Below are 25,735 nucleotides of genomic sequence, written 5' to 3' on the forward strand. Positions count from 1 at the left end.
TGGCCGAGTGGAGGGAATCCGTGACCCCGGAAAGCCCGGCATGATCTCCGGCGACCAGCGCTACCTTCACGATCACATGCGAAGCGCCGAAGGTCAGCACAATCGGTGGACAGAGGGCAATTGGCGATTGCTCATCGAAGAGTTCGGCCAGGAAGTCGCAGTCGCATTCCGAGATGGCACCAGTCGGATACTGGCGACAGAATAGCCCTCTGCTTCGCTCCGAGGATGCTGCGGCGAACGGCACCCCGTTCTCGACGATCTTCGGTCTTACCGGGCTGGCGATCGAAGCGCGAGAGACTAGTGCCTGGCCATCATCCCTCGGTCCGGAAGAAGCGGAGATTGCGACTCGATATGCGCTTTGCAGGAGCTTAACGGCTTTCCGGTTTGGCTCCCTCTGTTGCACAAGGCATTCCCATCGCAAGTCCTCGACATCCTGCTGCGGGAGATCAAATACGAGCTTTCTTCCGAAACGGCGACGGGGGACAGCCACTACGCGCTCGCTGACGTCGCCTGGCGCGGCGATTGGCTCTGGGATCAAATCGCTCCGGCGCTCTTGCCCGAGTTGCGCGCGAAACGAGTTAATACGCGGAACCTCGGGCATCTCCTGGCGATCATCAACCAATCATCGGTTGCCGACAAGGTGATCGCCGCAATTGCTTCGCGGAAGGCTAACGCCACCCGCAACCTCATCTTTGCTCCTATCTGGTTTGCCGCCTGGGTCGGGGTCGATCCTGCCGCGGCCATCCCAGCGCTTGTCGCCCGGTTCGCCGGCATGGACGACCCGGTCCAGCAGACGAAGTTGGCCCTTGCCTTCATCGTCGCTCTCGTGGGCGGTAGGTCGCAGGAAGGCCGAGCCCGAAAGGCATTCCGCACGGTGGAGCACATGAAGTCGCTCTATCTGCTTATGGCGCGCTACATCCGACAGCAGGACGACATCGACCGTGCAGGAAAAGGCGTCTATTCGCCAGGTTCGCGAGATGATGCGCAGGACGCGCGAAACGCGCTCATGGCATTCATAGAAGAGACGCCTGGGAAGGAGGCGTTTCTCTCGCTCCTCGAGATGGGACGCGCGCACCCCGACGTCGATGCGTGGACGCCGTCGCAGGTTCAGGAGTTCACCAAGTCGCTGGTGGCTACGCCAGCGAATCACCGCGAACTCTGGTATCACGCCGTCGACAAGTTGGACGCTTTAAAGCACGATCTCGAGAACGGCGATTCGAGCATCGCCTCGATCCTTCAAGCGGTTGACCAGGAGACTGAGTTCAGGAAGTTCCTAGGCGGATGGTGTCGCGACCGCGCCGCTGGCCGATACGTCATTCCGCAGGAAGAGGAACTTGCCGACGCGAAGCGTCCCGACCTCCGGTTCCTCGGCGTCGGCTTCGACGCTCCAGTGCCGGCCGAGCTCAAGCTTGCCGACAATTGGACTGGTCCCCACCTTTTCGAGCGCCTCGAAATCCGACTGTGCGGCGACTATCTGCGCGACGTCCGCTCAAGCCGCGGCATCTTCGTCATCGTCTATCTCGGGACGAAATCCTACTGGGAACTGCCGAATGGGCACCGAGCCGACACTTTCGAAATGCTAACGGACGAGCTTCAGCGGCACTGGATGCTGATCTCAAACGACTACCCCGGCGTTGAGGACATTCGGGTGATAGGCATAGATCTCACGCGGCGCGGCATCGACACCAAGGCGGCGAAGAAGGGCAAGGAGGTCGCTAAGTCGGTGGCTAAGCCACCGAAGCCCGGGACGGGAAGGCGAAAGGCCGATGCCTCACTGCCTTCCTCAGATGAGGCGCCGTCCTCGCAAACGAGGGCTTGACGAGAGCAGAGACCCTATTGGAGTCGTCGCCGCGCGGTGGAATGCCCGGGCCTAGGCTAGGAACTGATCGTTGGCTCGCGCTGAGGCGATCGACCGCTGTTGGCCGAGCCGCGACTGAAAGCGGCGTCGCATCGGATTGCAATCTCCCAAGGCATCAGGATAATAGCGGTCACCCGTCGACTGAGAGACGGCGAACAGGCATCCCTGTAAGACAAACGAATTAAATAAAGGATAGCTAGTGGAGCAGCAGGAACAGCCGTCTCAGGTCGAGACGTGGGTGTATCCGTTTTCTTTGACGAATCCTGGCGTTCAACCTGCACCGGGAGACTATCTCCGCGCATTGAGTGCTTCCGAAGATGGTTTTTATCCCCTCGGTGCGAACGGGCTATGGCATGGCGGTATCCATTTCGGGCAGGACACTGCTGGCAAGTTCGACCAAGACCACGGCGTGAAGTGTATTGCCGACGGTGAGGTTGTCGCGTATCGCATCAATGCGAAAATTCAAGAACTCACGTATCCCGGCGGAATCAAGGCAGGGTACTCGAGCGGCTTCACGCTCGTACGGCATCGGCTCGTGCTGCCAAAGCCACCAGGGCCGCCTGCGAGCGCTCCAACAGCGCGCCAGCACAGAACGCGACCCCTCCCGCCGAAGACATCTTGACGTTTTTCAGCCTTTACATGCACACGTTGCCGCTCGACGGCTACGGTGCATCTAAGACGCTGCCTACCTACTATGGCGCGACAGGCATCTACACTGTTGGCGCGAAGGCGAAAGATCCTCGCAAGAACGCCGCGGGCCACGAAGACCATACCCAACTGGGCCTTCGCGTGCGTGCGTCGCATGCCGCGGGCAGCGCCATTGTTGGTTGGCTTCCACGCGGCACTAAGGTCGAGATTGGCGAGAGACACGGTTCTTGGGGCAAGATAACGAAATTCGTATCGGGTGCCTTGCAACCGTATCAGGAAGACCATGCCTTGCCTGCAAACGCTGCGACAGCATGGATTTTCCTTGGGGAACTGGACAAGGAAAGCAAGCCTACGGCTGTTGACAGGATCCAAGTTCTGCCGAAACCTCACAAGATCGTGGCGGGCGAGACGGTCGCCTATATCGGCGAGTATCAGCGGTTCATCGAGGCGCGCACGCATCACACTTTGCCTCCTAAGGCTGGTGAACGCCCTCTGCTTCATGTAGAGGTCTTCACCGGCGACGATATCAACGCATTCATTTCGCGCAGCCGCGCGCGGGCGCAACAACTCGATCCGAAATCCCGCAACCTGTTGCTCATCTCGAAGGGTGCGAAGCTGGCTCAGCCGTCTTCGCCAGATTTATCGATTCCGCAAGGGGCATCCGTCAAGGACGCCCCTGGTTCCCCGAGCAGCGGTCCTTGGCGGAAGGTTCTACGGACGAACGCAACCGGGCAGCCGACCAGCGATCAGCCGCTTTGGATTGCGCGGGACGAACCGCACGGAAACGATGCCCGCTCGGCGTGGAGCCAGTTTCCGCTCAGCGTGCAGTCGGCAGGAGGCGCTGCCGCAGCCTGGACGCGCGTGGTGAGCACTGCATCGGCGCAACGCTGCGTCGAAGCACAGGGCAAGACGTGGTACGCGGTGAGTATTGCCGACGAGAACAACGCGCAAGTCGACGGTTGGGTGTGCGATCACGGACACCCTCACGTTGAGCTAAAAAGCTCTTGGGACTGGCCCGGGTTCGATGTCGTAAGCCTGCAGACGTCGGTTTCCGACATGTTCGAACGTGCTTTGTTTATTGCCGATAGCGGCACGCCCGATGAGATCGCGAAATTCGAAAACTCATTCAACAACGCACGATCCGATGAAACCATTCGAAAGCTGGAAGACGCCATAGACGCTCAGGAACAGCGCGATGGCAAAATTACTGCGCGCGAACTGCAGGTCGCGCTAAGCAAACCGTGGCTAGCAGACCGAATTGATCATCTGATCGTTCGCTACGAAAGCGAATGGGGCGGGGAGATGAGCAAGTGGGACGCGCTGGATTCGCATATGCACGCGGGTTTGCCTGTGTGGAAGGCGGAGAAGACACGGATCGATGCCCTCAGGTTCTGGCAAGGTACTGCTGGCGTTACCCCTGCGAGCGCGAACGTTTATCATCTGCATCCCGTTGGGCTGGTAGGCAATTTTCACCGCAATGGCTTCCAGTTCACGCTGGCGATGATGCAACATATCTTTCCAAGTGCCAGCGTTGCGACATTGCAAGCCGCAATGGCGGAATTGAATGCGCATATCGAATTGTTCAAGCTCGATAAGCCACTCAGGCGTGAACACTTCATGGCGCAAATCAGGCGTGAGGCTGGGCCATCATTGGCTGTTCACGATGGAGAAAGCCTTAATTATCCGCCGGATCGGTTGAGGCTCAAATTCAGCTATTTCCAGGCACATGCGGACGAATCGGAATTATATGGTCGTACAGCTGACCATCCTGCCGATCAAGAGGCGATAGCCAACCGCGCCTATGCGAACAGAAATGGTAACGGAGACATCGCCAGCGGGGATGGATGGAAATACCGGGGGAGAGGGTTGATACAGATTACGGGTCGAACCCAGTACCAACACTTTACCGAATGGCACCGGCAGAATTCGAGCGGATGGCCCGACGAGGCGAACCTGGATTTTCTGAACGACTACACGCTGGTAGGCGAGGTCAAATACGCGGTAAGATCGGCCGCTGCATATTGGATCAATAACAGAATGTATGAAACGGCTGATCAAGGCGCTACAGAGGGCGATGTCGATAACATCACAAGAGCCATTAATCCGGGACTTTTCAAACATCGGCCCGGTCAACCGATCAACCCGGAGAATATGAGCGACATCGTTGATCGGCGAAGTAACTTCGCTTCGATTCACAACTGGGAGGGCTTGAGGTGATCCGTATAGCAGCAGTTTTGACGATTGCTCTGTTGTCGCTCTTTAGATGTGACGCGGTGAGCGCGCAGGATCAGCCGTCGCAAGAAGAAGAGACACTTTGCAACAACGGCGAGGACGTATATTTCAGCTGTCCGCTAGAGAACAGAAAGACCGTCTCTGTGTGCGCGAAGGGCAACACCGCGCCGGATCAGGGTTATGTGCAATACCGGTACGGTACAAAGGACAATGCTTTCGCATTTCCAAATATGAGCACACCACCTGTCAGCACGGTCAAGATCACAGACGTTTCAGAAGGAAGCATTCGTGGCTTGCACTTGAAATTCTCGAATGGGCCGTACACATATGTCGTTTCCTCGGTTTCGCCCGGTGGAATTTATGTATCGAAAAAAGGAAAGATAGTATTCGATAAGGAATGTCAGGCTTCGAGATACAAGAGCTTCTCGAACAAGGTTTTCGATGGAATCAATGATGCGCCGGTGTCGAAGGTCGATATCCACTGAGATTGTGCCACCGCGGCGGGGACGCTGGCGTCACCCGCGCGTTGATCGGTTAGTCTTGATAAAGCAACGTCAAAATTCATGAATGCCTGTTGTCGTAAATTTGGAATCTGTTTGTCTGGAATTCATGTTGTTCGTCGCATCGCGATAATTTTGGCGGCTGTCCCGCTGATGAGCGGCGTTGCCGAACAAGCGCTTGCCGCGACGTCATCCTCCACGTTCCGGTTCTCATTGCCGGGTGGAGCGGCCATTCTTTATAGCACCGCTTCGAATCCTCAAGCGCTCTTGCCCGAGCGCTCCTGTCAACGCGCGGTTTTTCATTTTCCGAATGGAGCGACGTTCAGTTTGTTACCAAGAATCGGAAAATCGGATACCGCCGGCGCCGAAATCGAACCACCGAACGAAAGCGATATTTCGCCGTCCGGCCAATATGTGGTAATTGGGCGAGTCGAATCGGGCATGGTTTCGTCGGGGCCAGGGCAGTCGGAGTCTGTACTCAGTCGGGAGTATTGCTCCGTCATCAAGATACGCACCGGATGCATTACTGCGGATCAAACGGGTGAGATATGCGGCGCGGGCTGGCAGGCCGGTCAGCCCGCGCAGTGGGGCACAGACGATCAGACAAACGTAATGCTGAGGCGGGACCGGCCATCGGCAAATCGAGTACTGCACTTTATAAGCGCTGGTCAGCCGCCACGGTCAATAGTTGATGATGATTCCGGCGCGGACAATGTTCTGCGTTGCGATCCACCGTCGCCTGCCAGTCGTCAGGCGTATCAGAAAATTGCGATTGCTTTGCGCGCCGCGGGTGCGCAAAGCGAGGCGCGACTCATAGAGGCGGGACTCTCGAAGGTGGGAGATAGTGCTCCGAATACGCCCCTCCCGTCACCGACGGAAACGGAGCATCTCGTAGGAATCGTATCGGTAGAAAAAGCGATGCTCTATACCGCGCCAAATGACGCGCGCGCGAGCCGTGCGTATCTGGTCCGGAACGATACTGTGACAGTATTGAAGCAGGTGCCAACCGGCTGGGCCTACGTGGACTATGTCAACGCTTCTGGCAAGCATCTTCTCCGATGGAGTAAGGCAGAACAACTAACGATCAAGCCATGATGTGACTTGCGGCCTGGTCGCATTAATCCTGTCGCGTTCGGCCGGCGCATTCGGCAACTGCCACGCGTCAATCAAGATGAGGACCTCTCATCCAGATCGTCGCGCCATAGTCAACGCGTTCATGACCGCAAGCCACTGGGAGATGGGTCGGCTGACCATGAGCATAGCAATTCGCCACTTCTTGCTGATCCCCGCGTTGCTGGCTTCTCAACAGGTGTGGTCTGCGCAGGATCGGCCCGAGCTGGATTTCCCAAACCATGTGCGGCTGATTTATTCGGAGCCCGTCTCGCCCGAATTGAGCCGCACGTTCGGCTCCGGTTGGACGCGTCTCACGATTACGCGGCCGGACGGCAGCACGCTACCGATCATTCCCGACGAACCGCTCACAACCGAAGGCGGGGTCATTTTCTCGAGTGTGGGTGCCACGGCTCGCTCACACGACGGACGATATGTAGTGCTAGACATCACACGCAACGGAGTGACGGAAACCGAGGACGGTAAGCCCACCGTAGCAAGTCGCGAGTACTGCCCGATCCTAGACACGCAGACGGGATGCGTCGCACGCGACTACACCGGGGTCGTTTGTGGTGGAACATGGGACGCCCAAAAAGCGGTTTGGCATAGTCAACTTGACTCGGGCAAACAAGTTTCTGAATCGATGGTGGCCCTTGAGAAACCGACGGCCCGGGACGTTTGGACGCAGTTCAGCCAGGCCAAGACCACCGATATCAAGCCGTTCTTGCGCGTTGCGCTTGGCATTGAGAATCTTCGAGCGTGCGATCCACCGAGTGCAGAAAATGCAGGCTACTACGCTCGAATACAGGCTGCGCTTGGTGACTCTTCCCGCGTCACGAGCAGCTCGGCACCTGCTGGCGCGGCTCCAGCGGATCTTACTTCCGCGCCGGTATGGACAGTAAAGGTCGCCCGGTCCTGGCTCTATGAACGCCCCTCGGTGGGAAGCAACAGGCACGGGTATTTGATCCGCGGGGATCATGTGGAGGTGATTGGCGAAGAGAAGCCAGACTGGGTGCGAATCCGCTACATCCGCGCCGGCAAAGCGCCGCTGGAAGCCTGGTTGCAGCGACAGGACATCACTCGCTGAAGTGCGTCGGCGCAACTGGCGTCAGTCGGATATCGGATGCGTATAGCAGCAGTTTTTACGATTGCCCTGTTGTCGCTCTTCACATGCGATGCGGTGAGTGCGCAGGATCAATCGTCGCAGGAAGAAGAGACACTTTGCAACAACGGCGAGGACTGAGTTACAGGGGCAACTCCAATCAAGGGTGTCCCCGTGGTCGGGCACGTGTTGACCACCTGCGCTCTGGATAAGTAGCCGGTACCATTCATGCGTCCGGGGTGAGGGAGGAGCCCGACGCACTGCGTCCGGTCACTGAAGAAAGCCTGGCCCGATCCCGCCTGGGCCCGTTCCGTCGCGATGCCAATGCATCGTCGCGCCGACATTTTGACTACGCCGGATCTCAGGTACATTTACCCTTCCGACCAATCCATCGCTCCGCCGCGCAACCATCCATGCAGGACTCTGTTGCCCCACTCGACCTGTCGGGTCTCGCTCAAAGCCTGTATGCCCAGGGAAGCGAAGAATCCATTCTCGCGCGCCTGATGGAACGGATTGCGCCGACCAACCGCTTCTGCGTGGACATTGGCGCGAGCGATGGCATACGCAACAGCAACACCGCGTTGCTGCTGCGTGAAGGCGGATGGCAGGGGCTGCTGGTCGAAGGCAGCCGCTATCGTTACGACAAACTCAAGGCGAACTACGGCTGCGCCGACGGCGTCCAGCTTCGCCATGAACGCGTCCAGCCGGACACCGTGGACAGATTGCTTTCGGACGCAGGCATGCCCGAAGCGTTCGATCTGCTTTCGATCGACATCGATGGCAACGATTACTGGGTCTGGCAGCGCCTGGAGGCTTTCCGGCCGCGCATCGTGGTCATCGAATACAACCCGTACTACGCGCCGCCCGAGCGCTGGGTCATGTGCTTTAACCCCGAGCACGAATGGGACGGCTCGACCTATTACGGAGCCAGCCTCGAATCGCTGCATCATCTCGCCAAACGCAAAGGCTACGAACTGGTGTGTTGCGACGACATGGGCAATAACGCCTTCTTCGTCCGCCGCGATCTGTATCCGCTCCTCGGCATCGCCCGCAACGATCCCTCGGTCCTGTTCCGCCCGGCGATGTACAAGCTGCGCTATGTCGGCCACAACACGTTTCTGAGCGGCCATCCGTATCGCTACGGCCCGGCCGAGCCGATCTGAATGGACCAGCCACTGCGCGCGCCCTTCGACGCGATCTGCGAGGCCTATGCGCTGAAGCAAAGCGGCCCCGCGCGCCGGATCAGCGAACGGGTCTGGCATTTGCCAACCGCAAGCGGCGACGTCGCCGTCAAGCTCTACACCGCCGGGCAGCACACGCGAGCGAACAAGGAAGCCACTGTACTCACGCATCTTGCGGCGCATGGCGACGCGCGCTTTCGCGTCCAGACCCTGCAACGTACCGCAGACGGCGCACCGGCATGGACCGGCTGCGACGCTCAGGCGATGCTCACGCGCTGGGAAGCCGGGCAATTTCGCACGTACGACACGTTCGCGCCTGCCGAGTGGCGCGCGCTCGGCGCGAGCCTCGCCGCCTTGCATCTGAGCCTCGACCGGCTGACGCTGCGGGCGCTCGACACGATTCGCGCGCGCCTCATCACAATCGACGCAGACGACACGCGCCGCGACCTGCTCGACGCAATCGGGCACACGCCGCGGGACGGCGATGGCGCGCTGCTACGCGTCTTTGTCGATGTATGCCTGCGCATGCTCGACACACACTACCCCGGCAGCATCGACGCTTTTCCCGCCGGCGACCCGCAGCATCCGATCCACAACGACTACAACCAGTTCAACTATCTGTTCGACGGCACCTTGCCGCCGATCATTCTCGACTGGGAAGCGGCAATCGGCGCACCGCGCGAATTCGAAGTGATACGTTGTCTTAATCATCTGCCGCTGGAAGCGCCGGACCTCGCCGCGGCGTTCGTGCAGGCCTATCTGCAAGTCCGGCCGCTGCATGCCGACCGGATCGCGTGGGCAGTCGATGCCGCCTGTCTGCAACACGCGCTCAAGCGCTGGGTAGTGCAAGGCTGGCTGAACGATGCGCCACGCTTCGCCGTGCATCTGCACGGCGCGATGAAGATGGCGTCGACGCTGCTCGGTGCGCGTGGCCGCCTGATCGATTTCTTTTCCCGTTGCCTGGACGCAGGAAGCCCATGAACCTGAACGCTCCCCTGAGCACGACGTCGTCCGATGGACGAACGCATTTCTTTCCGCCGCCCATGGACCGTCACTATCGCGTGTCCGCGGGGCGCGTCGAGACGAGATCGCTGGAAGCGCACATCGTCGATCACTGCAATCTGACCTGCGCCGAATGCTGTTCGCTGTCGCCGCTGCTGCCCGCGTGGTACGCCACACCCGGGTCGGTCGTCGACGATCTGCGCAAGGCCGTCAAGGTGCTGAATCCCCGCGTCTTCAAACTGGTCGGCGGCGAGCCGCTGCTGCATCCGCAACTCGTCGACGTTATCCTGGGCGTCCGCGAGACGGGTATCGCGCCGGTCATTTCCATCACGACGAATGGCCTGAAACTCGGCGACATGACGGACGATTTCTGGCAAGCGGTCGATGCGCTGACGATCTCGCGCTATCCGAAGCCGTCACTCGCGCCGGCTTTGATCGAGCATATCGAAGCCCAGGCGGCGCGCTTCAACGTGCGTCTGAACTGGAAGGCACAGGACGCGTTCTCGAGCATGACCCGCGCGCAGCCATGCGACGACCTCGCCGAGGCGCAGCGCATCTATCGCGACTGCTGGATTCGCGAACGATGTCACATGATCCGTGATGGCATGTTTTATACCTGCACGCGCCCGGCGCATTTTCAGACCTTGTACCAGGGCGAGCGCGACTTCCGTTCCGACGGCCTGCCGCTGCGAGACGACGCCGGCATGCTCGACGCACTGCTGGTCTATCTGCAACGCGAAGCGCCGCTCGAAGCCTGTCTGCATTGCTACGGCGGCAGTGCGCCACAGGCGCCTCACCGCATCATGCGGCGCATCGAAGTGGACACCTTGAAGGCGCGCTATCCATGATCGTCGGCACGCGAGATCTCTTCGGCTTCCAGCGCCTCCTCTACCATCCGCGCAGCGGCACCTGGGCGCCCAGCATCCGGCAAGTGCTCCTGGCATCGGGACAGGAAGCAGGCGAACCCGACGTGGCCGCTATCGCCGGCTATCTGAGCGGCGAGCGCCCCGTCGCACACACGGTGTTGCGCGACGTGCTGGCCGTTCCGCCAGGCCATGCGCTGACCCAGTCGCCGCTAGGCCTTGACGTGTGCGACGCACCCAGCCAGCCGTTCCACAGCGATCTGGAGACCGTGCTGCGCGATTCGCTGCAACGTGCGCTCGAAAGCGGGAAACGCGTCGCGCTCGCCCTGAGCGGGGGGCTGGACTCCGCGCTCCTGCTTGCTCTGCTGCGCGAGCTCGGCGCACAGCAGCACGTGAGCTCGTACATTCTGGCAACCGGCATGCCCGACTATTGCGAGGGGGATGCGGCGCTCGAACTGGCGACGCAGATGCAGGCCAACGTGAAGATGGTGCGAGTGAGCGAAGCCGACTTCGTGGCGGCGCTGCCCAGGGCGACGCACATTGTCGAGGAACCGATGTTCAACCTGCATCCGGTCGCGAAGCTACTGCTGGCCGAAGCGATGGCCGAAGATGGCATCGAACTTGCCGTTACCGGCGATGGCGCGGACCAGGTGCTGCGCCGCGACCAGTCCGCCAACTATCTGCCGCTATGCAATGCGTTGTTCGGGGCAGCCTCGGTTAGCCTGTGTCCGCCGTTCGTCGACCCGAACGTCGTCGCGCATCTGACCAGCATCCCGCCCGATCCGCACAAGCAGTGTCTGCGCGAACTCGGCGCACGCCTGCACCTGCCCGGGCGGCTGGTGCATGGTCCGAAGCGAGGCCGGCTGGCGCCGGCGATGGACCTCGGCGAGTGGCTCGAACGCGAGCGCATCCGCGCGCTGGCCGCATCGCTCGGGCTGCCCGCTCCTACGCTCGAAGCCGACACCGAACGTGTGCTGTGGACAACCTTGACACTCACCCTGGACCACCTGGGCGCGGCCACGCGCCTGCTATAAAACGACCATGAAACGTATCCTGTTCTGCGTGGTGCCCGAAAAGGGACACGTCAACCCCTGCATCGGCCCCGCACAGCATTTGCAGGCGGCGGACTGCGAAGTCGCGTTCTATGCACCCGCCGACATCAGCGCGCAACTCGACGCTGCGGGCGCGTTTGCTTTTCTCGGACCACGCGATACGCCCGAGCGCCACGATCTGTCGCGTGGTGCGAGTTTCGCCGCGAGCATTCGCGACTCCGCCTGGCTGCGGCGCTGGATACACACGCTGCTGATCGAGCAGACGCCCGCGCAGGTGGACGGACTGCGAGCGATCTTGCGGCAGTGGCGGCCTGACGTGGTGGTGATCGATCCGCTGCTTTACGCATCGGCTATCGCTGCGGAACTGGAGGGCTTGCCGTGGGTCGCGATGTCGAACTCGCTGAATCCGGTGCTGCCGGATTCGCTCGACTCGGAACTGCTCGGCACGGTGCGATGGCTCGCGCCGGAACGTGACCGCCTGTTCGCACGCTATGGAATCGCAGCGCGTTTTCGCGGCTGCGACGTGCTCTCGCCGCACCTGACGCTCGCCTTCACCACCGAGGATCTCGTCGGCGAGCCACCGCAAGGTGTCGAGCTGGTCGGTCCCGCGCTGCCGGCCGGCCCGCGCGGTGACGAGCGGCCTTTTCCGTGGGAACGCCTCGACGTGTCCCGTCCGCTCGTCTATATGTCGCTGGGCAGCCAGTTGTACTACCAGCCGGATCTGTTTGCGAAAGTCATCGAGGCGACGCGCGCCACCTCCGCGCAACTCGTGCTGTCCGTCGGCGAACTGGTCGACACAGACCTGCTGCCGGCCGCGGACGAGTGGGTCGTCGCCGTACGCTACGCGCCGCAACTGGCCCTGCTGCGGCGCTCGCAGGCGTTCATCAACCACGGCGGCGCCAACTCGGTGATGGAAGCGCTGGCTTGCGGCGTCCCCATGCTGCTGTCGCCGTTTTGCAACGACCAGTTCCATTCGGCGTGGTTCGTCGAACGGGCCGGCGCGGGACGCCGTCTGGATCTGGAGCAGGCAACGGTGCTGGACATCGCCGCCGCGCTCGGCGATCTGCTGCGCCCGGGTCCGTTGCGCGAGCAAGCCGCGCGGATCGCCGCGAGTTACCGGCGCGACGGATCGGCGCACGCTGCACGCCGTATCATCGAACTCGCTTCAGGAAGCCGCCCGGCGACAGCGTCATGAGCACGCGGTCTTCAATATCGCCGTCGACTTCGAGGCGCGTGTCGCGAGCGAGGAAAGCCTGCACGGCGGTGGCGGGGTTGTTGCCCCTTCCGTAAGCCTTGCCATGAAACATCCGTTCCGGTAGGTATTCCATGATGGTGTCCATGACGATCACGTAACTGCCTGGCGTCGCGAGTCCCGCGTAGCATTCCAGCTCGCGCAGGACGTGCTCGTGCGTATGCGTGAGGTCGAGGATCACCATGACGGAGGCGCAGCCGTCGATCTGTTCGCGGACCGACGCCAGCGTCACGGCCGAGCACGATTCGCCTTCGATCAGCACCATGCGATGCGCCAGCCGGCTCGATTGCAGACGCGTTTTGACCTCGTCGCGCAGACGCGGCTCGATGGCGATGACGCGGCCTTTGTTGCCTGTCAGTTCCAGCATCGATGCGGAGAACACCACGCCGCCCCCCGCCGCAACACCTGTTTGCACGATACAGTCGGGGCGTTCGCGCCAGATCAGTTCCTGGATCGCGAGCATGTCGCCCGGCAGATGAAAGAAGCGCTCACCCAGCCAGCGCGTATGAAACAGATGGTCGAACTCGGCTGCTCGAGTCAGCCATTCGATATTGATGTCCCGCATACGGGACGAAATTCGCTCAGACATGATCGATGCAATGATGAATGACGTGGAAAGACTCGAACTGCTGCTGATGAAGCACTGGGACATCCGGCCCACGCGGGTTCAGGCGCTATCGACAGGTCATACTAACAAAACGTATCGCATCGACTGCGGCTCGCGCGCTGCCGTGCTGCGTGTGTCATGGCCCGGCAAATCCGCCGGGCAGGTCCGGCGCGAAGCGTCGATCCTGGAGCGTCTCGGCTCGTCGCCACAACTGCCCGCGCTACCGCGATTCCAGGCGACCGTGAACGCACAGCCGTACGCACAAGCCGATGATGGTAGCTGGCTGCACCTGTTCGAGCACATCGACGGCGCGCCCGGTCTGCCTGACGAGGCGGAGCCAGCCATCGTCGACGCGATGCATACGCTCGCCCGTCTGCATGCGGCGATGGCGACGATGGACGCGAGCGTGTCCGATCCGCTCGCGTGGCTCAACGAGCGCTACGCACGGGTTTCGGTACGGCCGGTGCCGCCTTTGCCCACCATCCTTCTGGCGCACTACGATGGGCTGCTGTGGCGTATCGGCATGCATCTGACGGCGGCAGCGAAATGGATTCGCGGACCGGTGGGCTGGCTGCACGGCGACTATCACGCCGGCAACCTGCTGTTCGCCAGTGGAGCGGTGACGGGCGTGCTGGATTTCGACGACGTCGGGCAAGGCGCGCACTGGCTGGAGGCCGCCTTTGCACTATTCGCACTCTCGCGCGACGTCACCGATGAAGACCGTTTTACTTTCGACGTCCGGCTTTGGGACACTGGCCTGCGTGCCTACGCCGCGCTGCTGCCTGACGACGCCGTCTCGGACCTGATGCATTTGCAACGCGACGCGCTCGTGAACCTGTTCTGTGCGGACCAATCGTTGATTCATCTGGAAGCCGCCCAGCGCGGTCTATGGACGCCAGGACCGGGTATGGGCTTCCTGACCTGCTGGCGACAGTTACTGGCCAGTACACCGCCTGATCGCTAGCGGGCCGGTCTGCCAGCCCGGATCGCTGAGCAGCAGCCGTACGGCCTCGACGGTCGCGGGTCGCGCTTCCGCGAAGCGCGAGCTATCGTGCAGACAGAACAGGACATCCTGCCCGCGCGACGTCCCGTCCGCGATATGCTGGCGCATGCTCTGCGCGAGCGCATGGGGCGACGGCGGCGGCCGACACCAGTCGTCGAGAATGGCCGTCCATCCCGTGTGGCTGCGCTTCAGGCGCGCGAGCACGTCACTGCGCACATCCTGTGGTTCCAGACCATAAGGAAGCCGCAACGGAATCGAAGCCGGTACCGGCACGTCAGCGAGCCGATAGGCCTCGCGGAGCAGTGCATCGGTTCGTTCGATTTCATCGCTCAACGCTGCATCAGACAACGTGCCCGACCGGGCGTGCGAGTAGGTGTGATTGCCCAGCACGTGTCCTTCGCGGATGGCCTGGGTTGCAACGTCCATCGCTTGCGCCAGATTGTGCCCAAGCACAAAAAATGTAGCCTGACACGACGCGGCGCGCAATACGTTCAGCAGTTCAGGCGTCGACGGTCCGGGACCGTCGTCAAAACTGAGTCGAGTTGATATGTACACGTTGGAATGGCCGCGTTATGGGCATGAAGAACGGATCGACCTTGAGGCCTCGGCATTATCGACAGGCAGTCCATGCACACCGAACACGCACATGCAGCCAGAACCAGATCGCATCAATTCGCCCAGGTGGTGCCCAGCCTGGATTCGCCATTATTTCAAGGTCTCCACAAGGCTCGTCTCACGGCATGCTCACGCCGTGAATCCGCGACCAGTGTGCCAGTGCGCAGGTCCGAAACATCACGGCGCGCTCATGTTCGTTGAGCGGGGACGGATCGGCGCAACGGCGCTGGAGCCGGGGCACATCGAGCAAACCGGCAATGCGCCCGGCATCCGTGGCCAGTATCTCACGCACGTGCTGGCGCAACAGCTCGCCATTGCCTTGATCCTTGGGTAAGGCCGATTTTCTGCGCAAGCGCACGGCTTCAGGCAATGCGCCGCGCGAGGCTTCGCGTAACATGGCTTTTTCCACGCCATCGCGTAAAGCCAGCTCCGGAGGAATGGTGGCGGCCAGGTCCAGCACTTCGGTATCGCTGAACGGCACGCGCGCTTCCAGCCCGTGTGCCATGCAATGGATATCGCCGTTATGCAGCAGGCGCTGCAACCAGCGATGACGGACCAGCCATTGCGTGGCGCGCAGACGTCCGGCGGGCGTATCCCAATCGTGTCCGGCTGCGATGGCCAGTTTGCGATAGACATTGCCGTAGTGTTGTAACGGTTGTTCTAACAGGCCGTGACGCAGATACGGATCGGCAGTCAAGCGCTGCAGGATATGGGTGGGATCGCTGATAGCGTGCGGGTCAAGCAGAAAGTGATAGCCATAATGCGTTTCATCGGCCGCATCGCCTACCATCACCGCCTTGAGACGCGTGCTTGCGGCACGTGCCAGATGATGTTGCGCCAGCTCCTGCTCCCATGCCGGCAGGGCATCGTTTTGCGCAGCCAATCGCGACAGGTCGTGAGCCAGTGCGGAACGCGAAGGCGTTACATCTTCGCGTGGCAGGCCCAATTTCGACGCAGCGTGTTCGGCAAAAGGTTGATCGTCGGAAGCCACGATTAGCGAACGCGCGTAGTCGTAGCGATCATGACCTTCGAAGCGAATGGTTAAGCAGGGCGGCGTCGCACCTGCCGCGCGTGCCAGGCCGCCGATAAGCGTGGAATCAAGGCCGCCGCTGAAGAACAGGCCGACAGGCACATCGGCGATCAGGCTGCGCCGGACGGCCGCGGCCAGCCGGTCGCGCAGTGCGCGAGCGATATCGTCGGCCGTCGCGGCCAGATTTTCCGTTATCTCGGGTGACCAGCGTGACAGCCGCAAGCCATGGCGATCCAGGCGTAGCAGATGCCCGGGTGGCAGGTAGGCCATGCCATCGAACATCGGCTGCGCTACACCGCTGAAGAACGGTGCCACCAGGTATTCCAGCAGGGCTTCAATATTCGCGCGCGGCGCTTGCATCGCCGGCAGCAATCCTTTCGCCTCGGAGGCGAACAGGAATTCGCCGCCTTGCTGCAAGTAAACGAACGGTTTGACGCCCAGCCGGTCGCGTGCGGCAAAAGCTTGCTGTCGATGTGTGTCCCAGACCAGGAACGCAAACATGCCGTTGAAGCGGCGCAGGCATGCCTCTCCCCATACCGCATAGGCGGCAAGTACCACTTCAGTATCGGTGTTGGTGCGGAACGGCCAGTACGCGGCCAGATCGCGGCGCAGTTCTGCGTAGTTATAGATCTCGCCGTTGTAGACCAGCACGTAACGATGGTCGGCGCTGCACATCGGCTGCGCGCCGTGCTCGGCATCGAGCATGGCCAGGCGGTTATGGGCGAGCACGGCGTAGTGGTCATGCCACAAACCCTGGTCATCCGGGCCGCGATGCCGTTGCCGCTCGCGCATGGCGAGCACGCGCTCGACCTGCGCCGGTGCGTGACCGTCATGACGGATCAGTCCAGCCAGCCCGCACATCAGACGGTCACACCCAGGTGGTCGAGGGCGAGTAACAACGTGGTCCACAGCAGACGTTTGGCATCCTCGTTCAAGCCCCGCCCCGGCCGTTGTAGTCTGTAGGAGGGTGCGCAGTGCGTGTCTGAGCCAGCAGCGACACCGGCGGCGCTGGTCAGCTGCGCTTCGGGCCTTACACCAATTGCGCGTGCAGGTGCAGCGTGTCGGTCAGCTCGCGCAGGCACTCCCTGGTCGTGTCGGGCGGCAGGCATCAAGAGATGCGCGATCACGGTTGGATCGATACGCGGCATACACAACGGGTTCGATCCGACCAAAATTGGATTCGTGCCACTACGTCTCGTGGAATTTCGGTTCGATCCTTCTTTGGTCGCTTCGTGATGACCGTGGTGCTCATATTGTTGGATGCCATTTATGGTTGGTGCTCTATGGTTCGGGCGCAATAACACCCATTGATTCGTGCGGAGCGGCGCTTGCCGCGCCCACGCTAATGTACATCGGCGAGAAATGCGGCTGGAGTCCTTTTGCCAAATTAAGAAAGTATAGACAGAGTCAGTGACCGCTTTGGAAGCGGTGCTTCGAGCGGCTCCTCTCGGCTGACTGCTGCCTGATGCCACGTCGGAGCCGACGTACTCCCTTTGTTGGTTTTTGGCGTCTCAAATGTCGCAAGACGGACTTTATTCCGTGGCAGGATCGCCGAACCGCGGTTTCCGATCGTCATGACGGACTTTGCGCGGGAGCATGATCGAAAGCCGGCAGCCTATCGATTCAATGAGTTACGAACTGTCCCTCAGACGGACTTTATTCTCCCGGATCAGCATTGATCCGGTGTAATAAAGTCCGTCTCGGGAGAATAAAGTTCGTCTTGGGGACAGATGGCGGGCGACTCCACACGCCCCAGGGCTCGGCGCCCGCGAAAAGACACGGAGTATCGCCCCGCGCGCGCTGGCGCGAACCCACTCATTTGCAGCGAAGGACGCGCCCGCTGCTCCATTGGGTTCGACTGACGATATCGTCGAAGCACGTTGTTCGCGCGACTATCGGGACGGCAACGGCGCAATTCGGCCAGTTGTGGACACTCGATCGCTGGGTGAACTTCACCGGGAAGCAGACGTTCGCGATAGGTCTCTCCACTCGCTATAAGCGCTCGGCACACCAGCACACGACGTCTTCCTTATCCGGCACACGGTTTTCCTATGCGGTCCACTGGGCGCCGTCACAGCGCCAGAAGCGCCACAGGACGAACGGCACGGCCGTGGCTATTCCATGCCCGGAGGGAGCAACGCCGTTTTGCGCCGCGCGATGCGTAACAACGCATCCAACTCTGATGCGTGTTGCGCATTCCTGTAGGCGAGGCCAAATCCGATCCAGAATTCCCTTTCCTTGAGCGGCCTGAAAGTCGCACCGGCGCGCCGCACCTTCGTCATCGACTTCGGTATGAAGCCGATGCCTCGTCCGTTCGCCACTTCGGCCAGCAGGAGGTGGTGATCCGCGGGTTCCGTCAGTCTGCGGCTCGGCGCATGTCCGAGCTTCGCGAACACTTCCTCGTAGTGATCGAAGAATCCGGGATTTGTTCGGCGCTGCGGCCAGAACAGGGGTTGGTCATTCAACTGCGCGATCGACAGGACTTTGTGTCGCGCGAGCGGATGCCGTGCGGGGATTACCGCGACCAGCGGCTCTTTGTGCAGCGGTTCAACCACCAGATCCCCTGTTGCGCTTGGCAGTCCGATCAAGGCGACATCGAGCGCGCCACGCTGCAGGCGCCGGATAAGCTCGACGGAAATGGCGGCAACGAAAACCAGGGACCCGTCAGGAACCGCTTTCTTGAAGGCAGGCTCGAGGGACGGAAAGACCTCCGGGTCGAATACCTTGGTATAACCGACCCTGAGCTGCCGGGGCGTTCCCTTTGAATGCCGTCGTGCGGTTTCGATCGCCTCTGCGGCCTGAAGCAGCGTCTTCCTGGCCCCCTTCAGGAATGCGCTGCCCGCTGTCGTAAGTTCCGCGCCCGCCGAATCGCGATTGAGCAATGTCACCCCGAGTTCGCTCTCGAGCTGTTTGATCTGGCGGCTTAGAGGCGGTTGTGACATGTGCAGTCGTTCGGCCGCGGCGCGGAAGGTGCCTTCCTCCGCCACTGCGACGAAGCACTCCAACTGGCGCAGATCGATTCGTATCCTCATGCAGAAAAGGTATCACGAATTTGGTCTTGGCCCATTGCATCTTCCTGCCCGTATGCTCCGTTCCACTGACTTCGAGAAGGAGCAAATCAGACATGGATACGTGCAAGCGTAAGGACTTTCCGCAGAGGATCACCGCAGCCGGAACGCTGGCACCGGCCGAAGGCAAAACACAGATGAATGGATCTACGGCTCAGACAGGCGTGACGGCCCTCTTGGGCGCTTCCGCTGCCGGAACCAGTGCAGAACGTTATTCCCGGGGTATAGAGGTGCTGAAGAGGATCGGTGGCGCGGGCTACGATATCCCGGTCCACCGTCTGGCGCAGGTTGCCCCGGATTTGGCACGATTCACGGTTGAATTTGCCTACGGAGACATCCTGTCGCGGCCGGGGCTGGATCTGCGCCTTCGCCAGATCGCCACCGTTGCCGCGCTGATGGCCCATGGCAGCGTGCAACCGCAACTGAAATATCACATGACCGGCTTCCTCAATGCCGGCGGCGAGCCAACGGAATTGGTCGAAATGCTGTTCCAGGCGATTGCTATCCTGGGGTTTCCGGTCTCGATCAATGCCGTGGGCATCGTTCGCGAGATCTTTCGGGAGCGCGGTCTAGTTTTCGATCCGATAGCCCCAGTGTCCGACGATGGCGCTGCGCGATATCAGCGGGGTCTCGAGGTGCTCGACGACTTGATGGCCAATCCGGAGGAGTACATGGAAAAGCTGGAAAGCACTTCACCCGAACTCGCTCGCTGGTCGGTCGAGTTTGCGTTCGGTGAGATCTTCGTTCGCGAAGGACTCAATCCAAAGGCAAGACAGATCGCGATCATCTCGATGCTCGCGGCAGCCGGCAATCGTAGCGATCTGCTCCGCCTTCATATCGAAGCCGGGCTCAAGTCGGGCCTGTCCCGCACCGAGATCACCGAAGCCCTGATGCAACTGGCTGTCTATGCCGGGTTCCCTAGCGCTCTCAATGCCTTTGGGGTTGCGAACGCCGTCTTCACGAAGCCGGAGCAAAAAGAGAAAGAAGGGGCAGGCGGCTGGGTAAGCGCGAATGCAATCGTCTCTGAAACTCGCAAGGCTCGCAGCGAACGCGGATTGGCGACACTCGCCAAGACTTCTGCCCAGGCGGGCGAGGCCGTGGTCAACAGCTTTAACGACCTGGCCCCAGATATCGGCCGCGCGATCGTCGAGCACTCCTACGGCGACATCTTCAGCCGTGCCGGGCTCGACGCGAAAACGCGCGAGCTTGCCGCATGCTCGGCGCTCGCCGCGGTGGGAAGCAAAGCGACGGAGACGCCGCTGCGGGTCCATGCGAATGCGGCGCTGACGGCGGGCGCGACGCAGGCGGAAATCGTCGAAACGCTGCTAAACCTCCTTCCCTATCGCGGATATCCCGCAGTCGAGGAAAGCATACGTGTCGTCGGCGAGGAATTCAGAAAGCGCAGCGATTCTGAAGTAGGCGCGCTAATTTCCTGAATGTCGGCTTTGCTCCGATTCGACGTCCGGTTCTGGGAGCGGTCTACGTCGGCTTGGGGTCGGTCGGTACGCGACGCTTGCGACGCGGATCCTGTGCATTCCGTGTGCGGGAAGCCTTTATTGGTGGTCTGCCCAGGTATCGTCGAAAGACAGGATGACCGCACGCATCTCGTTAATCCGTACGGGCGTTGCTTTACGTACTATTCGTGCGCTCTTTCTACCGGTGTTCGGCGACGCCGACAGTAGGCGGATTGGCTGATACTGATTTGCGCATAGCCCCGCGGAGCGTTCGTCGATGCGCTCAAAATCCAGAGGAAGCCTGGTGGTCGTGCAGCGCAGCCATTCGAGTACTTCAAGGCGTCGTATCGGGTCGAGACACCCGCAAAGGGCGAGCCGCCCGCAGGCGAAACACGCAACGATTACACGTACCGATTGCGCCAGGAACACAGCGTGCCAATTGCCAACAGCATTCAACAGCCCTTGTCATCCTTTTGATCGATGCCGCGCGCGGCGCCCCGTCTGTAGAGTGGGTGCATGTGCCGCCTTTCAATGGGCGGTGTGTGTTCAGCCTTCGTCCCACAGGAGCCCGCTTCATCATGACGTCCCAACCCGCGTTCATCCAGGTCGGCGCGCTCGCCGACGGCTTTGCGCCCAATAGCCACATTCTTGCGCCAGTCGACGATCTCGAAGGACGCACATTGGTGTTGACCTTCGCGGATGGAAGCGTCGATACGCTGCATTTCGGCACCGCGCAATCGGTGGAAGTCGAACGTGTCCCGGCGCAGGCCGTGCGGCCGGCACAACCCCGCGAGCGGCATGTGTGCCGCGTGACCTCGCTGCGCGCGGACATCTACTTCGTGGATTACATCGGCGCCGACGAGCCGCTCGCGGAGGGAGACGGCCAACCGCGAGCGTCCAGCACTAGCTATGTGCTGGACCTGAGCAGACAGCTTTGCACTGTCGTCGTAGGTGCGCTACCAAGCGAAAAGGAAACGCGGATCGACGCATTCACGCGCGTCGAGCGCGGAATGGAACTAACGGGCGTGCAGGCGCAGATACGTCATGGCCGGATCGACGCCGATGTTGGAGCCCCCGGCGCCGGGCTCCATGAGCCGACCACGGAGTTGATCGGCATGCGCAACCTGTATATCTACAGCGCGACCGAGCGCTACGAGCACATCTACCTGAACGAGAACTTCTACGCGTGGCAATGCCTGTCTGGCGTGGAGGCGGGACTGGGCGATGTCGACCGTTGTCACACGATTGGTATCGACACCTCGCTGTATCTGTTCATCTGGCGCGAGAAGATCGTGCCTACGCTTGGCGTCATCATGATCGACCTCGAACGGATGAAGACCGACGGCAAGATCTTCGGCTATCACGGCAGCCGCTTCGACGCGCTCTCCAATTTCCCGGTCGGTGCGCACGCAAGGGTGCTCAACGTCACGCAGTATCCCGAATGAACACGTCGTCCTGACCAGGGGCAAGGGGCGCCGGTACGCGCGCTCGCCCGCCAAATACGCCACAGCGCGAGGCGGTCCATTCGCGAAGGGAAGGGGATTTGCCGATTAAGGCTCACGCCTTCGAGGCGCCGGTTGCTAGGATCGATTGGGCAAAGACTCGACTGGCTCATGAAGGAGACGTGATGTCCTGCGACCCCGGTATTCGCCCCTACCCCACTGCGCGGCACGCAACGCGCGAGGATCATGCGCTCGAAGCCGCCGTGGCTACACTGGCCAAACTTGTGCGGCCAGGCGCGACTGTGTTCTACCGGATCGGCAGGGACCGCCAGCCGTCGGGCTTCGAACTGTTCGGCCTGGCGGAGGGGATGCATCGCACCTATCTGCAGCGCTATTGCCTGCTCGACCCGTTACATCCATCGCGTTGTATCCAACAGCAAGGCAGCGTGCTCACGCTCGCCGGTGAACTGCCCGAGATGCTGCGCATCAAGTCTGTCTACTGGCAACGCTTCTTGCGGCCTCATCACGTGGTCGACGTGATGGAAGTACTCCTGCGCGCCGATGACGATGTCGTCGGCGCGTTTTCGCTGCTGCGTTTCGAGCCAGATGCGCCCTTTTCCCGAACGGAGGTGGAAAGTGCGAATGCGCTTGCGCCGTTGCTCGAACTCGTTCTGGAGTCCAGGCTGCGCCGCGATCCTGCTTTGTGTTTCTCCCCGGCCAAGCCGGAGGCAGCGGACCGTGCGGCGTGTCTTACGCACCGCGAGCAACAGGTCGCGCGGCTGGTTCGCAACGGGCTCTCGAACAAGCAGATTGCCCGCGATCTGGCGCTCGCCCAGCCCACGGTCAAGACGCACCTATTGCGCATGTTCCGCAAACTCGGCGTATCAAGTCGCACCGAACTGGTCGGTGTGCTTTTCCACTGACGAAGCACGCGCCGCGCAGATATTCGAGCTGCCCACGCCGGTGCGCAACCCCCGGCGGTTTACCCGCAATTCCAGTGCGTCTGCCGATTTGCGCTAACGCGCGCAGCGCCGGCTCTTTAGAGTCGGGGAGGCAGCAATCGGTGCCCGATTCGCGAACGCTGCGGGTAGACCTACACCGGGCGCGCCATTTCACCTCTGAGCCGAGAGATCAACGATATGAGCAGCGATGCGAAAGTCGCACTATGCGAGGCCGTCCGTGCATTCGTCGGACGAGAACACGGCCTTTTCGTGGACGGCGCCATTTGCCTTGCCCATTCGCCGCGCCGGTCGAACGTATTCGATCCCGCGACGGGCAATGTGCTAACCACAGTGCCGGATGCCGATCCGGCTGACGTGGACAAGGCCGTGGCTAGCGCTCGGGCCGCGTTCGAGGCACGTGTGTGGCGGGGGCTGCGGCCGGCCGCTCGTGAGCGCATTCTGTTGCGTTTCGCGGATGTGTTGGAGGCGCATGCCGAAGAGCTTGCGCAGCTGGAGACCCTCAATCAGGGCAAGTCGATCAATGTGGCCCGTGCGATCGACGTGGCGGCGACGCTCGAGTACGTCCGCTATATGGCGGGATGGGCGACGAAGATCGTGGGGGAGACGCTGGACGTGTCGATCCCGTTTCCGCCGGGCGCGCGCTATACCGCGTTCACGCGGCAAGAGCCTGTGGGCGTGGTAGCCGGTATCGTGCCGTGGAATTTCCCGATGATGATTGCAGTCTGGAAGCTGGTTCCCGCACTCGCGGCCGGGTGCTCAGTCGTCATCAAACCGTCGCCCGAGACACCACTCACGGCGTTGCGGCTGGCCGAACTGGCCATCGACGCAGGCATTGGGCCGGGCGTGTTCAACGTGGTGACGGGGGGCGCCGAATGCGGCGCCGCGCTTGCCGCGCATCCCGGCGTCAACAAAATTTCGTTTACCGGTTCGACGCCCACCGGCAAGCGGGTCGGCACCGCGGCTGTGCAAAACATGACGCGCTTTTCGCTCGAACTCGGCGGCAAGAATCCGGCAGTGATGCTCGCAGACATCGACGTCGACCAGGCGGTGCAGGGTGTGCTCGCGGGCGGGCTTTTGAACCAGGGGCAGGTGTGCGCGGCGGTGTCGCGCATCTATGTGCATCGCAGCAAATACCGGAAGGTGCTCGAGGGGCTGGCCGACAGCGCCAACGCTATGACGATGGGCCCCGGCCTCGACCCGTCCGCGCAGATCAACCCGCTGGTTTCCGCGCACCACCGCGCACGTGTGGAAGAACACCTTGCACGCGCCCGCGCAGAGGGGCTACAGTTTTTGGCAGGCGGCACGCAGGTCGATGCGCCCGGCTACTATGTGCGGCCCGCCGTGATCGCCGATGTTCCGCCCGACGCCTCCATCATGCGCGACGAAGTGTTCGGGCCCGTACTGGCGCTCGCGCCGTTCGATGACCCGGCCGAAGCCTTGCGTCTTGCGAACGACAGCCCATACGGCCTCGCCGCGAGCCTTTGGACCAACGACCTGCGCGCGGCGATGAGCCTCGTTCCACAGATCGAGGCCGGTACTGTGTGGGTGAATTGCCATGTGCCGCTCGATCCCGGTATGCCGTTCGGCGGTTACAAGCAGTCCGGCATCGGTCGCGAGTTTGGGCGACATGCGATCGAGGGTTTCACCGAAACGAAGTCGGTTTGCATTGCGTACTGAAGCGCAGTGGGCGTTGGCGGTACGAAAGTGTCGGAGACCTTGTCGCAATCGGTATTTTGATCGGGCACGATGCTTTGTGTTTCGCAGGAGAGGATCATGGAATTCCGCACTGCCGCCCTCGCCGACGCCCATGATCTGTCGCATGCCGTCAACGGCTGGGAGCAGATTTACCGCCAGATCACGCCCGGTCGCTTCGAAGGCACGCTGTTCCAGGTGAACAGTCCCGGCTTCCAGTTTTTCCAGGAAGCGACCAACCGACGGGTCGTGCAGTCGGGCGTCTCGCCGTGCGGCGTCTCGTCTATAGCGGTACCGCTGACCGCGCCCATGCAGGGCACGTTCCAGGGGCAGCGTGTCGATGGCTACGCCATCATGGCACTCGGCACGCACGAGGAGTTTCGCCTCTACACCCCGGAGTCGATGCACTACGCCGTCGTCAGCCTCGCGGCCGGAACGATGGAGGAGCTCGTCGGAATTACGGTCGGCGACGCTGCCGTGCGTCAGTTGAGAAAGCACGTGTTGCCCGTGCCCGGCGAACGCGTTGCGGTTCTGCGCGAAGTCCTGACGCGCTATTTGGACGCTGCCGCTCGCAATCCGGCTGGCTTCGTCAATCCGTCGGCCACACGACTTTTTCAGGATGAAGTGGTGAGCCTCATGCTCGGTCTTCTCGAGGCCGCCACCGACGAGGCACGCGACCTGACGCACAGCACCTACAGTGAAATCGTGCGGCGCTGCGAACGCCTGATCCAGGACCAGGCGGACGAGCCTCTCACGGTTCTCGATTTGTGCCGCCATCTGCGCTGTAGCCGGCGCACGCTTCAGACGAGCTTTCAGCGCGTCGCGAATGTCACTCCGGTCGAATACCTGCGCTCCATCCGCCTCAACGCCGTTCGCCAGCTGTTGCGCTCGACAGCGGCGGGAGAATTGCTGATCGGCGATGCCGCTGCTCGATGGGGGTTCACGCATCTCAGCTACTTCGCGCGTGAGTACCGCGACCTCTTCGGCGAACTGCCCTCGCAAACGCCGAGAAAGAATTGACGCGCCACGCCAGGCGCGCGTCGAAGCGCTCCCACGGGAACG

20 protein-coding genes and 1 pseudogene are annotated in these 25,735 nt (G+C 61.5%); 17 read left to right on the forward strand and 4 right to left on the reverse strand.

Annotation, left to right across the window (positions count from 1 at the left end):
- The first annotated feature begins 358 nt into the window (after positions 1-358).
- The 10 genes from C0Z19_RS15135 to C0Z19_RS15180 all read left to right on the forward strand — a co-directional run bounded on the left by C0Z19_RS15135 (position 359) and on the right by C0Z19_RS15180 (position 12,743).
- The gene (locus C0Z19_RS15135; RefSeq protein ID WP_102610659.1) at positions 359-1,819 is read left to right on the forward strand and encodes a hypothetical protein; all 1,461 of its coding nucleotides are present in this window, start codon (positions 359-361) and stop codon (positions 1,817-1,819) included.
- Positions 1,820-2,476: 657 nt separating this feature from the next.
- On the forward strand, positions 2,477-4,723 hold the full coding sequence (locus C0Z19_RS15145; RefSeq protein ID WP_102610661.1) for a hypothetical protein: 2,247 nt from the start codon (positions 2,477-2,479) through the stop codon (positions 4,721-4,723).
- Positions 4,724-4,740: 17 nt separating this feature from the next.
- Positions 4,741-5,223 (forward strand): hypothetical protein, encoded by a 483-nt coding sequence (locus C0Z19_RS15150; protein ID WP_146012076.1) that lies wholly within the window; start codon positions 4,741-4,743, stop codon positions 5,221-5,223.
- A 111-nt stretch (positions 5,224-5,334) separates the two neighbouring features.
- On the forward strand, positions 5,335-6,333 hold the full coding sequence (locus tag C0Z19_RS28010; RefSeq protein ID WP_146012077.1) for a hypothetical protein: 999 nt from the start codon (positions 5,335-5,337) through the stop codon (positions 6,331-6,333).
- Positions 6,334-6,454: 121 nt separating this feature from the next.
- Positions 6,455-7,435, forward strand: coding sequence for an SH3 domain-containing protein (locus C0Z19_RS15155; RefSeq protein ID WP_102610663.1), 981 nt, complete (start codon positions 6,455-6,457; stop codon positions 7,433-7,435).
- A 428-nt stretch (positions 7,436-7,863) separates the two neighbouring features.
- A complete protein-coding gene (locus C0Z19_RS15160) occupies positions 7,864-8,613 on the forward strand; it encodes a hypothetical protein (RefSeq protein ID WP_102610664.1) in 750 nt (249 codons plus the stop codon).
- Entirely contained in the window at positions 8,614-9,612 is a 999-nt protein-coding gene (locus C0Z19_RS15165; RefSeq protein WP_102610665.1) for a phosphotransferase enzyme family protein, read from the forward strand.
- Positions 9,609-10,481 (forward strand): GTP 3',8-cyclase MoaA family protein, encoded by an 873-nt coding sequence (locus C0Z19_RS15170; RefSeq protein WP_102610666.1) that lies wholly within the window; start codon positions 9,609-9,611, stop codon positions 10,479-10,481. The genes C0Z19_RS15165 and C0Z19_RS15170 overlap by 4 nt, the downstream gene beginning before the upstream one ends.
- Entirely contained in the window at positions 10,478-11,530 is a 1,053-nt protein-coding gene (locus C0Z19_RS15175) for an asparagine synthase-related protein (protein WP_102610667.1), read from the forward strand. Before C0Z19_RS15170 ends, C0Z19_RS15175 begins: the two co-directional genes overlap by 4 nt.
- A gap of 7 nt (positions 11,531-11,537) precedes the next feature.
- Positions 11,538-12,743: a glycosyltransferase gene (locus C0Z19_RS15180; RefSeq protein WP_102610668.1), complete on the forward strand. Its 1,206-nt coding sequence runs from the start codon at positions 11,538-11,540 to the stop codon at positions 12,741-12,743.
- Here the strand turns inward: C0Z19_RS15180 and C0Z19_RS15185 are convergent.
- Positions 12,700-13,389: a cephalosporin hydroxylase family protein gene (locus C0Z19_RS15185; RefSeq protein ID WP_102610669.1), complete on the reverse strand. Its 690-nt coding sequence runs from the start codon at positions 13,387-13,389 to the stop codon at positions 12,700-12,702. The two genes, C0Z19_RS15180 and C0Z19_RS15185, sit on opposite strands and share 44 nt — an antisense overlap.
- 22 nt (positions 13,390-13,411) lie before the next feature.
- Here C0Z19_RS15185 and C0Z19_RS15190 point away from each other — a divergent pair, with 22 nt between their 5' ends.
- Positions 13,412-14,371 (forward strand): phosphotransferase family protein, encoded by a 960-nt coding sequence (locus C0Z19_RS15190; protein ID WP_102610802.1) that lies wholly within the window; start codon positions 13,412-13,414, stop codon positions 14,369-14,371.
- On the opposite strand, the gene C0Z19_RS15195 is transcribed toward C0Z19_RS15190, so the two are convergent.
- The 3 genes from C0Z19_RS15195 to C0Z19_RS15210 form a co-directional block, all read right to left on the reverse strand.
- Positions 14,342-14,959, reverse strand: coding sequence for a polysaccharide deacetylase family protein (locus C0Z19_RS15195; RefSeq protein ID WP_102610803.1), 618 nt, complete (start codon positions 14,957-14,959; stop codon positions 14,342-14,344). The two genes, C0Z19_RS15190 and C0Z19_RS15195, sit on opposite strands and share 30 nt — an antisense overlap.
- Positions 14,960-15,143: 184 nt before the next feature.
- A complete protein-coding gene (asnB, locus tag C0Z19_RS15200) occupies positions 15,144-16,916 on the reverse strand; it encodes an asparagine synthase (glutamine-hydrolyzing) (RefSeq protein WP_102610670.1) in 1,773 nt (590 codons plus the stop codon).
- A 1,253-nt stretch (positions 16,917-18,169) separates the two neighbouring features.
- Positions 18,170-19,087 carry a LysR family transcriptional regulator gene (locus tag C0Z19_RS15210; protein ID WP_102610672.1) on the reverse strand — a complete coding sequence of 306 codons (918 nt, stop codon included), beginning with the start codon at positions 19,085-19,087 and terminating at the stop codon, positions 18,170-18,172.
- A gap of 92 nt (positions 19,088-19,179) precedes the next feature.
- Here C0Z19_RS15210 and C0Z19_RS15215 point away from each other — a divergent pair, with 92 nt between their 5' ends.
- The 6 genes and pseudogenes from C0Z19_RS15215 to C0Z19_RS15240 all read left to right on the forward strand — a co-directional run bounded on the left by C0Z19_RS15215 (position 19,180) and on the right by C0Z19_RS15240 (position 25,693).
- Positions 19,180-20,559, forward strand: a complete 1,380-nt coding sequence (locus C0Z19_RS15215) for a carboxymuconolactone decarboxylase family protein (RefSeq protein ID WP_233196154.1) — start codon at positions 19,180-19,182, stop codon at positions 20,557-20,559.
- A gap of 279 nt (positions 20,560-20,838) precedes the next feature.
- Positions 20,839-21,033: pseudogene (locus C0Z19_RS29170) on the forward strand (IS66 family transposase); the annotation flags it as partial.
- Between the two features lie 122 nt (positions 21,034-21,155).
- A complete protein-coding gene (locus tag C0Z19_RS15225) occupies positions 21,156-22,022 on the forward strand; it encodes a MoaF C-terminal domain-containing protein (protein WP_102610673.1) in 867 nt (288 codons plus the stop codon).
- A 182-nt stretch (positions 22,023-22,204) separates the two neighbouring features.
- Positions 22,205-22,942: a response regulator transcription factor gene (locus tag C0Z19_RS15230; RefSeq protein WP_102610805.1), complete on the forward strand. Its 738-nt coding sequence runs from the start codon at positions 22,205-22,207 to the stop codon at positions 22,940-22,942.
- 216 nt (positions 22,943-23,158) lie between these two features.
- A complete protein-coding gene (locus C0Z19_RS15235) occupies positions 23,159-24,658 on the forward strand; it encodes an aldehyde dehydrogenase family protein (protein ID WP_102610674.1) in 1,500 nt (499 codons plus the stop codon).
- A gap of 96 nt (positions 24,659-24,754) precedes the next feature.
- Positions 24,755-25,693, forward strand: a complete 939-nt coding sequence (locus tag C0Z19_RS15240) for a helix-turn-helix domain-containing protein (RefSeq protein WP_102610675.1) — start codon at positions 24,755-24,757, stop codon at positions 25,691-25,693.
- Positions 25,694-25,735: the final 42 nt, after the last annotated feature.

Source organism: Trinickia soli (assembly GCF_002879855.1).
In the GTDB taxonomy this organism is placed as follows: domain Bacteria; phylum Pseudomonadota; class Gammaproteobacteria; order Burkholderiales; family Burkholderiaceae; genus Trinickia; species Trinickia soli.

Bases quoted from the DNA above. Each gene is read 5' to 3' on its own strand.
- C0Z19_RS15155 (WP_102610663.1), top strand. From the start codon at position 6,455: ATGACCGCAAGCCACTGGGAGATGGGTCGGCTGACCATGAGCATAGCA.
- C0Z19_RS15160 (WP_102610664.1), top strand. From the start codon at position 7,864: ATGCAGGACTCTGTTGCCCCACTCGACCTGTCGGGTCTCGCTCAAAGC.
- C0Z19_RS15165 (WP_102610665.1), top strand. From the start codon at position 8,614: ATGGACCAGCCACTGCGCGCGCCCTTCGACGCGATCTGCGAGGCCTAT.
- C0Z19_RS15170 (WP_102610666.1), top strand. From the start codon at position 9,609: ATGAACCTGAACGCTCCCCTGAGCACGACGTCGTCCGATGGACGAACG.
- C0Z19_RS15175 (WP_102610667.1), top strand. From the start codon at position 10,478: ATGATCGTCGGCACGCGAGATCTCTTCGGCTTCCAGCGCCTCCTCTAC.
- C0Z19_RS15180 (WP_102610668.1), top strand. From the start codon at position 11,538: ATGAAACGTATCCTGTTCTGCGTGGTGCCCGAAAAGGGACACGTCAAC.
- C0Z19_RS15185 (WP_102610669.1), bottom strand. From the start codon at position 13,389: ATGTCTGAGCGAATTTCGTCCCGTATGCGGGACATCAATATCGAATGG.
- asnB (WP_102610670.1), bottom strand. From the start codon at position 16,916: ATGTGCGGGCTGGCTGGACTGATCCGTCATGACGGTCACGCACCGGCG.
- C0Z19_RS15210 (WP_102610672.1), bottom strand. From the start codon at position 19,087: ATGAGGATACGAATCGATCTGCGCCAGTTGGAGTGCTTCGTCGCAGTG.
- C0Z19_RS15215 (WP_233196154.1), top strand. From the start codon at position 19,180: ATGGATACGTGCAAGCGTAAGGACTTTCCGCAGAGGATCACCGCAGCC.
- C0Z19_RS15225 (WP_102610673.1), top strand. From the start codon at position 21,156: ATGACGTCCCAACCCGCGTTCATCCAGGTCGGCGCGCTCGCCGACGGC.
- C0Z19_RS15230 (WP_102610805.1), top strand. From the start codon at position 22,205: ATGTCCTGCGACCCCGGTATTCGCCCCTACCCCACTGCGCGGCACGCA.
- C0Z19_RS15235 (WP_102610674.1), top strand. From the start codon at position 23,159: ATGAGCAGCGATGCGAAAGTCGCACTATGCGAGGCCGTCCGTGCATTC.
- C0Z19_RS15240 (WP_102610675.1), top strand. From the start codon at position 24,755: ATGGAATTCCGCACTGCCGCCCTCGCCGACGCCCATGATCTGTCGCAT.